The organism is Promicromonospora soli, assembly GCF_014653785.1.
Classification (GTDB): Bacteria; Actinomycetota; Actinomycetes; order Actinomycetales; family Cellulomonadaceae; genus Promicromonospora; species Promicromonospora soli.
The window spans coordinates 447,494-461,166 of record NZ_BNAS01000004.1 but is presented as its reverse complement, the minus strand read 5'-3'; the positions used below and the strand labels follow the sequence as shown (position 1 = coordinate 461,166).

The following is a 13,673-nucleotide window of genomic DNA, read 5'->3' as shown; positions in this document are numbered from 1 at the left end:
GCCAGGGTTGCGGCACTCTTGGCGAACCGGTTCGCTGGATCAACGAGGGCACGACAGGAACACCCGGGCCTACGGCGAACCCTTTCACTGATTGCAAAGGAGCATTCGTGGTCACTTCATCCAACAGGAGGAGCGGGCGCATCCGCGCACTGCTGGCCCCGGCCCTGGTGGGCGCACTGGCGGTGTCGATGCTGTCGGCGCCGACGGCGACCGCGGGCGACGAGCAGATCAGCGTCGACTTCGCCGTCTCCGGCGGCGCGCCGCAGTACCTCGCCTCCGGCACCATCTACGGGATGACGGAGTCCGGCGGCCTGCCGCAGGACCACTTCTACACCGACATCAAGTGGAACTACATGCGGGCTGGCGGCGCGCAGCTCGACAACCCGGGCGGCTGGATCGGTGGGACGTACCCGCGCCGCTGGGCCGCCACCGAGGCTCAGGCCGAGCGCACGGCCGACCTCGGCGGCGAGTTCGTCCTGCTGGTGCACGACCTGTGGGGCGCCGACGCCGAGACGCAGGCTTCGGTCTTCCCGGGGGACAACGGCGACTGGGCCTCGTACGACGCGTTCATGAACCAGCTCATCGCTGACGTCCGGGCCAGCGGCGTGCAGGTGCAGTGGGACATCTGGAACGAGCCCGATATCTCAGTGTTCTGGAACCGCTCGCAGTCGCAGTACCTCGAGATGTGGAAGAGGGGCTACCAGCGCATCAGGACCGCCTTCCCCGACGCCGTCATCGTGGGGCCGAGCACCGGAAGGTCGCCGCAGAGCTCGCCGCTGTGGCCCGTCTTCCTGGACTACGCGAAGGCCAACAACGTCCTGCCGGACATCTATGCCTGGCACAACCTCCCGGGCGACCCCGTGACCAGCTCGCAGGGCGCGAGCTCGCTGCTCTCCGCCCGCGGGATCACCAGGACGATGCCCTACCAGATCAACGAGTACGCGTCGACCAGCGAGCAGAACCCAGCCGACGGCGCGTGGTACATCTCACGGTTCGAGCGGGCCGGCACGGTCGGGCTCCGGGCCAACTGGGCCCTCGGCCAGCAGCTCAACGACCTTCAGGCCAAGCTGCTGGTCAAGACGGGCAGCCAGTACCTCCCTACCGGTGAGTGGTGGATGTACCGGTACTACGGGTCCCAGACCGGCGCGATCGTGTCGACGACGCCCAGCCCCAGCTACGACGCGTTCGCGACCAAGACCACGGGGCGCGCGCAGATCCTCGTCGGCGGAGGACGCACGACGGGCAACATAGCGGTCCGGCTCAACAACGTGACCTCGACGACGGGGATCGTGTCGAACAACCAGGTGCGGGTCGTCGTCCAGCGCGTCCCGTACAACAACGGCGGTGCGGTCAAGGGACCCGAGACGATCTCCAGCTCCGTCGTGACGCTGAGCAGCGGAGCGACCACCGTCAACATCCCCAGCGCGAACACCGTCGACGGGTACACGGTCACCCTGCTGCCGCCGGGCAACGCCGAGATCACCACCGTCGCCGTGGCGCAGCACAGCCAGATGTGCCTCGACGACACCAACCTCTCGACGGCCAACGGCACCGTGCAGCAGCAGTACCACTGCGAGGGCGGTAACCAGCAGATCTGGCGGTTCGTTCCGGTGAGCGGCGTCGCCGACACCTACACGGCCGTCAACGAGCACAGCGGGAAGTGCCTCGACGTGTCGGGTATCTCCACGGCGAACGGGGCCGCGGTCACCCAGTGGACCTGCATCGCCGGCGCGCAGAACCAGCAGTTCACGCTCCGCAAGGTCACCTACTCGGGCAGCAGTGCGCAGGACTACCAGCTCGTCGCCCGGCACAGCGGCAAGTGCGTCGACGTGAGCACGATCTCGACGTCGGCCGGCGCGGCGATCCACCAGTGGACCTGCAACCCGGTCGGCCAGAGCAGCCCCCTCAACCAGACCTGGCGTCTGCTCGGGAAGTAGGGGCTGCAAACAAGCTGGGCCCGTGGTCCGGTGGCCACGAGGTAGAGGGGCTCCACCGGGGGCGGCCGACGGCGAATCGCCGTCGGCCGCCCTGCACGATACGGGCGGAGCGAACCGGTACGCTCGCCGAAACGGGGTGGAATCACCCCGGGAAAAGGGGCACTCATTTGGCGACGATCGGTGACGTGGCCCGCGAGGCCGGGGTGTCACGCAGCACGGTCTCCTCGGTTCTGACCGGGCGCAAGTTCGTCTCCCCGGAAACGCGCGAGAAGATCGAGGCGGCGATCACCATGCTGGGCTACTCGGTGAACGCCGGTGCCCGCGCCCTGGCGACCGCACGGACCATGACGCTCGGTGTGGTGGTGCGTTTCCACGAGGCGGAGTTCAGCCCGGCACTGGCCACCTACCTCGTGGCGCTCGCGGACGCGGCACGGGAGAGCGGGTACGCCGTCGTGCTCCTCACCGAGCCGGACGGAGAGGCGGCGGTGAACAAGGCCATCGCGGGCCGTCAGGTCGACGGGCTCGTCCTGCTCAGCGTGGTCGAAGGGGACCCCCGCCTGGGGCCCATCGCCGAGGCGGGGTATCCGGCGGTCCTCGTGGGGATGCCGGAGGATACGCGGGGGATCGACTCGGTCGACCTCGACTTCGCCGCCGCGGCCCGCCTTCTCGTCGACCATCTCGCGGACCACGGCCACCGCGAAGCGACCTTCGTCCGGTGGCCCGACAAGGTGTACGCCGGGGGCAGCACCTACGCGATCAGGTTTGCGAGCGCGGCCGAAAAACGGGCCGGCGAGCGGGGCCTGACTCTCGAACCGCTCTCGTGCTCGGTGGGTCCCGAACAGGTGCGGGCGGCCCTCCGGGACGAGCTGGGACGGGCGGACGGGCCCAGCGCCCTGATCGTCCACAACGATGCGGCGTCCGCGATGCTCCAGTTCGCACTCCACGACACGGGTCTCGACGTCCCCGGGGACCGCAGCGTGGTCTCCCTCCACTCCGCCGAGCTGGCCAGGCTCTACGCCCTGCCCTTCACCTCGGTCGAGTCCGGTCCGGACGTCGTCGCGCATGCCGCCATCGAGATGCTCGTACGCCGGATCGCTTCCCCGGACGCCCCCGCGGAAGCGCGGCTCGTCGGTCCCCGGCTCATCGAGCGCGGGAGCGTCGCGACCGTCGCATAGCGGGTCGGCTGCAAGACGGCGACGCCCAGCACCGCAGGGCGACCGCACCTCGCATCGCAGGTAGGAGGGGCCCCGCCCGGCCGATCGGCTGGGCGGGGCCCCTTCGGTGCCCGGGTCAGGCGAGGCAGCCACCGAGCGCGATCGTCCCGTCGATGACGGCGATGCGGTCGAGAACGGCGGCGTACTGGGCCTGGAGACCTGCGACGACGGTCTTCTGGGTGGCGACAGCGTCACGGTTGGGCTTCTTTGCGCTCTCCAGGGTCCGCAGGGTCGCGGACTGGGTGACGATCTTGGCGTCGAGCGCGGACAGGTCGGCCTTGGCTGTGGTCAGCGCGGCCTCCCTCTCGCTGATCTGCTGGTTGAGCGTGTTCAGCGAGGACTGCAGCGGGGTGAGCTGGTTCTGCAGGGACAGGATCGTGTTCTCCGCCGCGGTGATCGAGCTGTTCACCGCGGCCAGGGTCGTGACCAGCGTGGCGACCTCGCCGTCCAGCCTGGTCACCTCGGCGGTCTGCGTGGTGACCGCGGTGTTCGCCGCGGTCAGGGTGTCCTGGAGGCCCGGCAGAGCGTCCTCGAGGGCCGTCAGCTCACCCTGCTTGGAGGCGATCTCCGCCTTCGCGGCCGCCAGGTCATCGGTCAGGCCCGGCAGGGACGCCTCGAGCTCGGCGATCTCCGCCTCCTTCGCGGTCACCGCGGCGTTGGCGTCGTCCAGGGCGGTGTTCGCGGCGGTCTGGGTGGCCTTGGCGTCGGCCAGCGCCACGGTGGCGCTGGCTACCTGTCCGTTCGCGCCGGCCAGGCTGGTCTGGAGGCCCGCGAGCTGCTGCTGGAGGTCGCTGCTCTCCTGCTGCTTGGCCGAAAGCTGCGAGTTCAGGGTGGCCAGCTGACCCTGCAGCGCGGTCAGGTCACCGTTCAGGGCGCTGATCAGCGCGGTCTTGGCCGCGGCCTCCTGCTCTGCGGCGGCGATCTGTCCCTTCAGCGTGTTGATCTGGGCCTGCAGCTCGGCCCTCTTCTTGGGCACCGCGCCCTTCAGCGCCGCGAGCTCGGCCTCGAGCGCGGCGAGCTGGGCCTGCAGACCGGTCGTGTCGGTGGTCGGCATCGCGGTGGCGGCGGCGATCTCCTCCTGCTTCGCGGTGACCTGCGCGTTCTTGGTAGCGATGTCACCCTGCAGGCCGGCGATCTCCGTCTGCAGCGTGGGCAGCTCGGCCTCGATGGTGCCGATCTGCACGGTGAGGGTCTGCACGCTCTGCTCGGCCAGGCGGAGCTCCTCCTCGGCCGCGACTACCGCTGCGCTCGCAGCGGCGGCATCGGTGGCAGCGGCCTGGGCGGCAGTCTCCAGTGCCGGCAGCGCCGCCCGAGCGTCGGCGAGCTCCTCCTGGGCCGCGTCCACCGCGGCCTGCGCGGCGTCACCCTGGATGACCAGCCCGGCCAGCTCCTGCGTCGCCTTGTCGATCGCGGCCAGCTGGGCGTTGACGGCGTCCTGCGCCGTCGTCGCCTTCCCGGTCAGGTCCTCCAGGCTGGTCTTCGCCGCGGCCAGGTCGGCCTCCTTGGTGGCCAGGCTGCTGACCACGTCGGCCTTCTGGGTGGTCAGGTCGGCCAGCTCGCTCTGGGCGGCGGTCAGCTGGGTCTGCAGCGGGGTGATCTGGTCGACCAGCGTCGCGCGCTGATCCTGGAGCGTCGTCAGCTCGGCGTTCGCCGCCGCGATGGCGGCGGTCAGCGTCGCCTTGTCCGCGTTCAGCTTCGTCAGCGACATCGTCACCGTGTCGATCTCCCCGACCAGCGTGGCGTACTGCGCGTCCAGCGCGGCGATCTCCTGCTCCGCGGCGGTGACCTGCGCCGTCAGGCTCTCCTGCGTGGTGACCAGCGCGGCACGCTCGGCCTGCAGCTTCGCGATCTGCTCGGCGTTCTGGCGCGCCGCGGCCCTGAGCAGGTTCGGCTGCACGGCGCCCCGGTGGGCCAGCTGGTTCGTCACACCGGTGCAGATCCCGGTGGTCGGGCCTGCCGCGGCGGTGGCCGGCGCGGCCAGCACCAGCATCCCGGCGACCATGCCTGGCAGAACTAGGGCGGAACCAACACGGCGAGCGGTCTTCTGTGTACGCACGGACATAAGAGCGTCTCCTCGACAGACGTCCGAGAGACTTCCCAGGTGAGAAGCCGCTCCTTCAACGGGGTGGGTAGGGCTCCGGCTTCCGGAGCTTGCGGTTGGTTGCGTCCTGCAGCCGAGAGCGACGGTACGCGCAAAGATGCGTATGACGCAAGCATGCCTAGCGGGTGAAGTTACGGAGCGCGCATAGACCGAGGTGGTCGGCCTGCTCGACGGGCAGGGACGCCTGGCTCCAAGTGCCACCCCGATCCCGGAGCGGCCCTGCCGGGTGCCGGCGGCCCGCTCATCCCTGGACACCAAACAACGAAACCAAAGCAGCGAACCGGTTCGCCTTGACCTCTCCTGCTTGCGCTGGCATGATCAGCGAACCGGTTCGCTGAGGGTGGCAGCAAGCCGGCAGCGGTGTCGTCGGATGCCCCGTCAGGGGGCAGCAACGGCTCAGGAGTGCCGGGCGCCCCGCTGACCACGAGGACCGAAACGGTCCGTCTCAACGGAGAGGTAACGTGCGATGACAACGACAACAAGGGTGCGTCGAGGCCTCGGCCTCAGCATGGCCCTGGCGACAGGTCTCGGCCTGGCGGCGTGCGCCGGCGGCGGCTCGACCCCGGAACCGGGGGCCGACGGAAACGCGTCCGCTGGCACCACCACGGCCGAGATCACCTTCTGGGACCCGTACCCCCAGCACACCGAGGGCACCCCGTGGGACGAGCACGTCAAGTCGTGCGCCCCTGACGGGTCGACGATCGTGCGCTCGAGCGCACCCCAGACAGACCTGTTCAACCAGCTCACGACCGCGGTCAAGGAGGGGACGGCCCCGGACGTCGTCGTCCTGGACAACCCGATGATGCCTGAGGCGGTCGCTGCCCAGCTGCTCGCGACCGCCGAGCAGGCGGGCATCGCCACGACCGGCATCGACGAGAACCTGATGGGACCCGGCGTCGTCGACGGCGTGGAGTACGGCGTCCCGTTCGGCTCCAACGCACTCGGGCTCTACTACAACGCGGACCTGCTCGAGGAAGCGGGGGTCGACCCGGCGACGATCACCGACTGGGCCTCGCTCGAGGCGGCCCTCGAGAAGACCGTCGCGACCGGGAGCAAGGGCATCACCTTCTCCGGTATCGCGGGCGAGGAGGGCGTCTTCCAGTTCCTGCCCTGGTTCTGGGGATCCGGCGCTGACCTCTCCGACATCGGCACGTCCGAGGCGGTCTCCGCCGGACAGCTTCTGTCCGGTTGGGTCGGCAAGGGCTGGGCTCCGCGCTCCGCGGCGACGGACAACCAGTCGGCGGCCTGGGACCTGTTCCTCACCGGCGAGTACGCGTTCGCCGAGAACGGCTCATGGTTCGCCGCGGCCGCCGCGGACGCCGACTTCAAGACCGGCGTGATCCCGATCCCGGCGAAGGACGGCGGTGTCGCTCCCGTGCCGACCGGCGGCGAGTTCGCCGTCGCCCCGATCCAGTCGACCGACGCCTCCGACCACTACGCGAACGCCGCGGCCGTGATCGCCTGCCTGACCGAGGGTGAGGCGGCGTTCACCACCAACGAGACGCTCGGCTACCTGTCCGCGAAGCCCGACGTTCGCGCCGAGCAGGTTGCGGCAAGCCAGCTCTGGGAGCCGTGGGTCGCGCCGATCGAGGGCGCCGCCGGGCGTACGACAGAGCTCGGGTCCGAGTATGTCGGTGTCTCGGCATCGCTGTCCGAGGCTCTCCAGGGAGCGCTGAACGCCGCGGGTGACGCCTCCGGCGTCGAGACCGCCTTCCAGGACGCGTCCGGCTACTGACGGTCCGCGGGTGCGCTCGCCCCGGCGAGCGCACCCGAATCCTCCGACTCCAGACCTGGTGAGTTACCCATGAGCCTGTTGACGATTCCCAAGCTGGCCGCAGTACGGGCCGCACGCGTCCCCGCGCCCGCGGCCGGCCGACGACCCCGGCGCGAGTCGAGGTGGGTGGCTGTCGCGTTCGTCGCCCCACTCGTGATCTACCTCGTGCTGTTCTACGCCTACCCGTTGGTACAGAACGTCGTGATGAGCCTGCACCGCTTCGACCGGTTCAGCTTCGTCAACGGCGGCGCGCCGTTCGTCGGGTTCGACATCTACGCCGAGGTGGCCTCGCAACCCCGGTTCTGGGACGTGGTGCGGCAGACGGCGATCTTCACCGCGGCGTCCATCCTGTTCCAGTACGTGATCGGCCTGGTGCTGGCCGCTTTCTTCCATCGCGGCGGGTTCCGCATGTCTGCCACGCTGCGCGGCCTCTTTCTGATCCCGTGGCTCCTGCCGGTGATCGTCTCCGGAACGACGTGGCAGTGGATGATGAGCCCCGACACCGGTGTGCTCAACGCGTTCCTCGGGATGTTCGGCGCGGACCCGGTGTGGTGGCTGAACGCCGACAACGCCCTGCTTTCGGTCACGATCGCGAACATCTGGCTCGGCGTCCCGTTCAACCTCGTGATCCTGTACTCCGGCCTGCAGAACATCCCGGCCGACCTCTACGAGGCGGCGGCGCTCGACGGTGCCGACGCGTGGCAGCAGTTCTGGCGGATCACGGTCCCGATGTTGCGCCCCGTCACGCTGATCACGCTGCTGCTCGGCCTCGTCTACACGCTCAAGGTCGTGGACATCATCTGGATCATGACGTCGGGCACGGGCAGCTCTCAGACGCTGGCCACGTGGTCGTACGCGATGGCCTTCGGCAAGGGGACGTCGTCGGTGATCCGCTACTCCGAGGCGTCCGCCGTGGGCACGATCCTGCTGGTCGTCGCCCTGCTGTTCGGGTTCGTCTACATCGCCGTCCAGCGCAAGCAGGAGGACTGACATGAACCGCTCGTGGTGGACGACCCCGGTCGCGATCGCGCTGACCGCGATCATGCTCTTCCCCGTCTACTGGATGCTCAACGTCTCGCTCACGCGACGCGAGAGCATCCGCCGAGGCGACCTCCTGCCTTTCGACCTCACGTTCGAGCACTACACGGTCGTGCTCCGGGAGCAGCTGCCGTACCTGGGCACGAGCCTCCTGGTGGGCCTGGGAACGGTGCTGCTCACCCTCCTGGTCGCCGCGCCGGCGTCCTTCGCGCTGGCCAAGCTGGCGGTGCCCGGGCGCAGGATGCTCAACTTCGCGCTCATCGTGGCGCAGATGGTTCCCGCCGTCGTCATGTCGCTCGGGTTCTACTCCATCTACAACCGCATCGGGCTCCTCAACACAGTCCCGGGGCTGGTCCTGGCGGACTCGACGATCGCCGTCCCGTTCGCGGTCATGCTCCTGACAGCCTTCATGACCGGAATCCCTCGCGAGCTCATGCAGGCCGCTCAGCTCGACGGCGCTTCGGCATGGCGGACGTTCCGGTCAGTGGTGCTACCGATGTCTCGAAACTCCATGATCACCGCCGCGCTCTTCGCTTTCCTGTGGGCGTGGTCGGACTTCCTGTTCGCCTCCACTCTCGACCGGGAGGGCGGGTCGCTGCGTCCGATCACCATGGGCATCTACAACTACATCGGCGCGCAGAACCAGGAGTGGGGGCCGATGATGGCCGCGGCCGTCGTCGCCTCGATCCCCGCGGCGGCGCTGCTCGTCGTCGCCCAGAAGTACATCGCCGCAGGCGTGACCGCCGGAGCCGTCAAGGACTGACAGCACCGGCTGCCTTCTCGCCGGCACCCGAGCCCCCACACCTGGCCGCTGACTCAGCGGCGCCGTGAACCAGATACGAAAGAGAACCGACCCGATGAACACATTCGAGACCGGCCCGGACCACGTCACCTGGCGAGGCGACGGCGAGACTCTCACGGTCCAGGCATGGGGCCGTAGCTCGCTCCGGGTCCGCAGCGCTCCGGCCTCCGACGTGCTCGACACGGACTTCGCGCTGCTCGAGCCGGAGCGGGTTCCCGTGACGGTCTCGGTCGACGACGGTGTCGCGACGCTGACCAACGGCGACGTCACTGCGGTGCTCCGGGCACGGGACTTCTACGACGAGCAGGCGGGGTACCAGGTGTTCCGGTGCACGGTCGAGTTCCGCGACGCCGCAGGGAGGACCGTCCTGCGCGAGCTGGACGAGGGCGGTTCCCTCAAGCTCCAGGCTCGTGAGTTCCGGCCGGTGATCGGCGGCGACCATCGGCTGCGCGCCGCGTTCGAGCCGGTCCCCGGCGAGAAGCTCTACGGCATGGGGCAGTACCAGCAGGAGATCCTCGACATCAAGGGTTCGACGTTCGAGCTGGCGCACCGCAACTCCCAGGCCAGCGTGCCGTTCGTGATGTCCAGCGCAGGCTACGGCTTCCTGTGGCACAACCCGGCCATCGGGCAGGCCACCTTCGCCGCCAACCGGACCGAGTGGATCGCGGAGTCGACCCAGCAGCTCGACTACTGGATCACCGTGAGCAGCTCACCAGCCGCGATCAGCGCCGCGTACGCGGACGCGACCGGGCACGCGCCGATGATGCCCGAGTACGGCCTCGGTTACTGGCAGTGCAAGCTGCGCTACTGGAACCAGGAACAGCTCCTGGACGTGGCACGCGAGCACAAGCGTCGCGGCCTACCCCTCGACGTGATCGTCGCCGACTTCTTCCACTGGCCCAAGATGGGCGACTTCCGCTTCGAGGAGGAGTTCTGGCCGGACCCGGCGGCCATGGTCGCCGAGCTCCGCGGGCTGGGCATCGAGCTCATGGTCTCGGTGTGGCCGCAGGTCTCGGTCGAGTCGGAGAACTTCGCACGTCTGAAGAAGGAGAACCTCCTCGTCCGGACGGAGCGGGGTCTCGACGTGCAGATGGGCTTCCAGGGACCCAGCATGTTCCTCGACGCCACGAACCCGCGTACCCGGGAGGTGGTGTGGGAGATCTGCCGCCAGAACTACCACGACCTGGGCATCCAGCTCTTCTGGCTCGATGAGGCCGAGCCCGAGTACGGCGTCTACGACTACGACAACTACCGCTACCACCAGGGTTCGAACCTGCAGGTGGGAAACATCTACCCGCAGGCGTTCGCGCGGATGTTCTACGAGGGCCAGAGGGCGGCGGGGCAGGACGAGGTGGTGAACCTCCTGCGCTGTGCCTGGGCAGGTAGCCAGCGGTACGGCGCCCTCGTCTGGTCGGGTGACATCCACTCGACCTACACGGACCTGCGCCGGCAGATCACCGCGGGCCTCCACATGGGTGTCGCGGGGATCCCGTGGTTCACCACTGACATCGGGGGGTTCCACAACGGCGACGTCAACGACCCGGACTTCCGCGACCTGCTCGTCCGCTGGTTCCAGTTCGGTACGTTCTGCCCCGTCATGCGCATGCACGGCGACCGCCAGCCCTATGAGGAGGTCACGAGCGCCGACGGTTCTCCCCGCGCCCGTTCAGGGGCAGGGAACGAGCTCTGGAGCTTCGGCGAGGAGGTCTACGAGATCCTCGTCGGCTACACGCGCATGCGGGAGATGCTGCGCCCCTACACGCGCCGGCTCATGACCGAGGCGCACACGAACGGCCAGCCCGTCATGCGCGGGATGTTCCACGAGTTCCCCCGCGACGCCACGTGCTGGGACCTCGCGGACCAGTACATGTTCGGGCCCGACCTCCTTGTCGCGCCGATCGTGGAGCCGCATGCGACCAGCCGACGCGTGTACCTGCCCGAGGGCGCGGCATGGACCGACCTGTGGTCGGGTACCACGTACGACGGCGGCAAGTGGCTCACCGTCGACACTCCGATCGATGTCATCCCGGTGTTCGCTCGCGACGGCGCGCTGCCGGATCTCGTCGGCCAGGTCAGTCGGACAGCGGCACGCTGAGCGGTCGCTCATGATGCTGGGTAGTGGCGGCCCAGCTGGCCAGCAGGGCGAACTTGTCGGCGGAGTCGGTGTTCGGGGGAGGGCTGTAGGTGACGATCATCAGTCCGGCCTCGCCGGGCATCCCGAACACGTCGAACGCGACCGCGATGGGGCCGACCTCGGGATGGCGGAACGTCTTGACCCCGGTGCGGTGCTCGTGGACGTCGTGTCCGGCCCAGTCCTCGCGGAACTGCGGGCTGCGGGTGGAGAGCTCGCCGATGAGCGTCGTGAGCTGCCGGTTGAGCGGGTCCCGTCCGGCTTCCAGGCGCATCATCGCCGCCGTCACGCGGCGGGCCTGGGCCCAGTCGACGTAGAAGTCCTGGGCGCGGGGGTCGAGGAAGATGAACCGGGCGACGTTGGGTGTGCCCTCGGTGTCGAACATCGGGGCGTACAGGGCACGGCCCATGAGGTTCGCGGCGACAAGATCCTGGTTCGCGTTGTGGACGATCGCGGGCAGGGTCATGCTGTCCAGCACGCGTTGCACCGAGGTACGCACCGACTCGGGAGCCGGCCTGGGTTTGCGCGCGGCCGCCGCGGGCGCCGTGCGGGCGAGGTCGAACAGGTACTCGTGCTCGGCGTCGTTCAGCTGCAGCGCTCGCGCGATCGCGCCCAGCACGCTCTGAGAGGCTCCGCGGATGTTCCCGCGCTCCAGCCGCGTGTAGTAGTCGAGGCTGACGCCGGCGAGCATGGCGACCTCTTCGCGGCGCAGCCCGGGCACGCGCCGCTCTCCACCGAAGTCGGGGATGCCGGCCTGCCGCGGCGTGACGTTGGCGCGGCGGGAGACCAGGAACTCCCGCACCTCGTCCTTCGTACTCATGGCTTCAACCATAGGTGGGTGCCCGCATGGGGTGGGAGGCTCCATCGGAACCCCCCACCCCGACGTCCAGCAGCTTCGCTTGCCGCGCCGGCTACTTGACCTGCTCCACCAGTGCTGGCTGGATCTCGGGGAACTTCACGCCGGTCAGGTCCTCGGAGACGGTCCACAGGCGTTGCTGAAGGGTCCCGTCATAGGACTGCGGGCTGGAGGAGACCACGTGTGGGTTCCCACGGAACTCGCTCCTTCCGTCGGGGCCGTAGTACTGCCCGCCGAGGACGGCCGGGTCGGTGGCGGCGCGCAGGCTGGGCAGCGCCCCTCCTGCCGCGCTCTGGCTGACCAGGGGGCCGATGACGGGTGCGATCAGGCGCATGGCGGCGGGAAGGTCGCGAACCAGCTCGGTGCTGGCGAGGCCGGGGTGCGCGGCGACGGAGACCGTGGTGCCCCGCGGCGCGAGGCGGCGCTGCAGCTCGTAGGCGAACAGCAGGTTCGCGAGCTTTGACTGCGCATAGGCCGCGGTCCGGTCGTAGGACCGGTCCCACTGCAGGTCGTCGAAGTGGATCGCGGCGCCCCCGGTGCGGTGGGCGATGCTGCTGACGGTCACCACCCGGGAGCCCGGAACGGGCAGCAGCAGGTCCAGCAGCAGCCCGGTCAGCGCGAAGTGGCCGAGGTGGTTGGTGCCGAACTGCAGCTCGAACCCGTCCCGCGTGGTCTGCTTGGGCGGCATCATCACGCCGGCGTTGTTGATCAGCAGGTCGATCGAGTCGTGCGTCGCGTGCAGCTCTGCCGCCGCGTCGCGGACGGACTCCAGCGATGTCAGGTCCAGTGCCAGCACGCCGACGTCGCCGGAGATGCGGGCGGCGGCCTTCTTGCCCTTCTCGACGTCGCGCACGGCCAGCACCACCGTCGCCCCGCGTTCCGCGAGGGCCCGTGCTGTCTCGAAGCCCAGGCCGGTGTTGGCGCCGGTCACGACGGCCACACGGCCCTTCTGGTCAGGGATGTCGCGCTCGGTCCACTTCTCGGTCATGGTCGCTCTCCTTTTTACGGACCGCTGGTCTCTTGTGCGTCCGACCGTAAAAGACCAACGGTCTGTTGTCAAGAGACTGGCGGTCTGTAAACTGGCGGACATGACATTCCAGCGAGCGCGCAGCGAGGAGCAGCGGGCGATCCGGCGCCAGGCGATCCTCGACACGGCGATGGCGATGCTCGACGAGATGCCGGTGGCCGAGGTGAGTCTCAACGAGCTGAGCCGCAGGGTAGGGCTGGCCAAGTCCAACGTGCTGCGTTACTTCGAGTCCCGTGAGGCGGTACTGCTCGAGCTCCTGACCGGTGCACTGCAGGCGTGGCTCGCGGAGGTGTCGGACGAACTCGCCACCGGCATCGACGCCCATCTCTCGGCGATGGGGCGGGGTGACCAGATGGCCGCAGTCCTCAGCCGGTCGCTGGCTCGCCACACGGTGCTGCTGGACCTCGTAGGCGCGCAGGCCGGGGTCCTGGAGCACAACGTGTCCGTCGACGTCGTCGTGCGCCACAAGCAGTCCGCCCTCACCACCCTCGGGGCCGCGGTCGAGATGATCCGCCGCCGCGTGCCGGAGCTCGGAGACGGTGCCAGGACGGTGTGCATGACGACCCTGATCCTGGCGGGTGCGCTGTCGACGTACTGCCGGCCGTCTGCCAGCGTGCTCGCGGCCTACGAGGTCGACCCCGCGCTGGCCCAGTTCGCACCGGACCTGCGCTCCAGCCTGGAGAGCTCTGTCGCCATGCTGATCAGGGGTGCTCTGGTGCGGTCCGGTGATCCCCTCGGAGCGAGCGAAGCCCAGGCAGGCAGCACGCCCTGACCTCGGCGAATGCCACGTCTC

Annotated in this window: 10 protein-coding genes; 7 read left to right on the top strand and 3 right to left on the bottom strand. The window is 69.2% G+C overall.

Annotated elements, in window-relative coordinates:
* Positions 1–107 precede the first annotated feature (107 nt).
* Positions 108–1,937: an RICIN domain-containing protein gene (locus IE250_RS15225; protein ID WP_229872482.1), complete on the top strand. Its 1,830-nt coding sequence runs from the start codon at positions 108–110 to the stop codon at positions 1,935–1,937.
* A 167-nt stretch (positions 1,938–2,104) separates the two neighbouring features.
* The gene (locus IE250_RS15220; protein WP_189670110.1) at positions 2,105–3,112 is read left to right on the top strand and encodes a LacI family DNA-binding transcriptional regulator; all 1,008 of its coding nucleotides are present in this window, start codon (positions 2,105–2,107) and stop codon (positions 3,110–3,112) included.
* Positions 3,113–3,227: 115 nt separating this feature from the next.
* Here the strand turns inward: IE250_RS15220 and IE250_RS15215 are convergent, their stop codons facing one another.
* Positions 3,228–5,213: a coiled-coil domain-containing protein gene (locus IE250_RS15215; protein ID WP_189670109.1), complete on the bottom strand. Its 1,986-nt coding sequence runs from the start codon at positions 5,211–5,213 to the stop codon at positions 3,228–3,230.
* Between the two features lie 505 nt (positions 5,214–5,718).
* Between IE250_RS15215 and IE250_RS15210 the strand changes: the two genes are divergently transcribed.
* The 4 genes from IE250_RS15210 (at position 5,719) to IE250_RS15195 (ending at position 10,961) form a co-directional block, all read left to right on the top strand.
* Positions 5,719–6,987, top strand: a complete 1,269-nt coding sequence (locus IE250_RS15210; RefSeq protein ID WP_189670108.1) for an ABC transporter substrate-binding protein — start codon at positions 5,719–5,721, stop codon at positions 6,985–6,987.
* 69 nt (positions 6,988–7,056) lie between these two features.
* The gene (locus IE250_RS15205; RefSeq protein ID WP_189670107.1) at positions 7,057–8,016 is read left to right on the top strand and encodes a carbohydrate ABC transporter permease; all 960 of its coding nucleotides are present in this window, start codon (positions 7,057–7,059) and stop codon (positions 8,014–8,016) included.
* A 1-nt stretch (position 8,017) separates the two neighbouring features.
* On the top strand, positions 8,018–8,827 hold the full coding sequence (locus IE250_RS15200; RefSeq protein ID WP_189670106.1) for a carbohydrate ABC transporter permease: 810 nt from the start codon (positions 8,018–8,020) through the stop codon (positions 8,825–8,827).
* 94 nt (positions 8,828–8,921) lie between these two features.
* On the top strand, positions 8,922–10,961 hold the full coding sequence (locus IE250_RS15195; RefSeq protein ID WP_189670105.1) for a glycoside hydrolase family 31 protein: 2,040 nt from the start codon (positions 8,922–8,924) through the stop codon (positions 10,959–10,961).
* On the opposite strand, the gene IE250_RS15190 is transcribed toward IE250_RS15195, so the two are convergent.
* Together IE250_RS15190 and IE250_RS15185 are read right to left on the bottom strand one after the other, a co-directional pair.
* A complete protein-coding gene (locus IE250_RS15190; RefSeq protein WP_189670104.1) occupies positions 10,939–11,817 on the bottom strand; it encodes a helix-turn-helix transcriptional regulator in 879 nt (292 codons plus the stop codon). The genes IE250_RS15195 and IE250_RS15190 overlap by 23 nt on opposite strands.
* 91 nt (positions 11,818–11,908) lie before the next feature.
* Complete coding sequence (locus tag IE250_RS15185) at positions 11,909–12,841, bottom strand: SDR family NAD(P)-dependent oxidoreductase (RefSeq protein WP_189670103.1); 933 nt, start codon at positions 12,839–12,841, stop codon at positions 11,909–11,911.
* Between the two features lie 100 nt (positions 12,842–12,941).
* Between IE250_RS15185 and IE250_RS15180 the strand changes: the two genes are divergently transcribed.
* Complete coding sequence (locus tag IE250_RS15180) at positions 12,942–13,652, top strand: TetR/AcrR family transcriptional regulator (RefSeq protein WP_189670102.1); 711 nt, start codon at positions 12,942–12,944, stop codon at positions 13,650–13,652.
* The last annotated feature ends 21 nt before the right edge of the window (positions 13,653–13,673 follow it).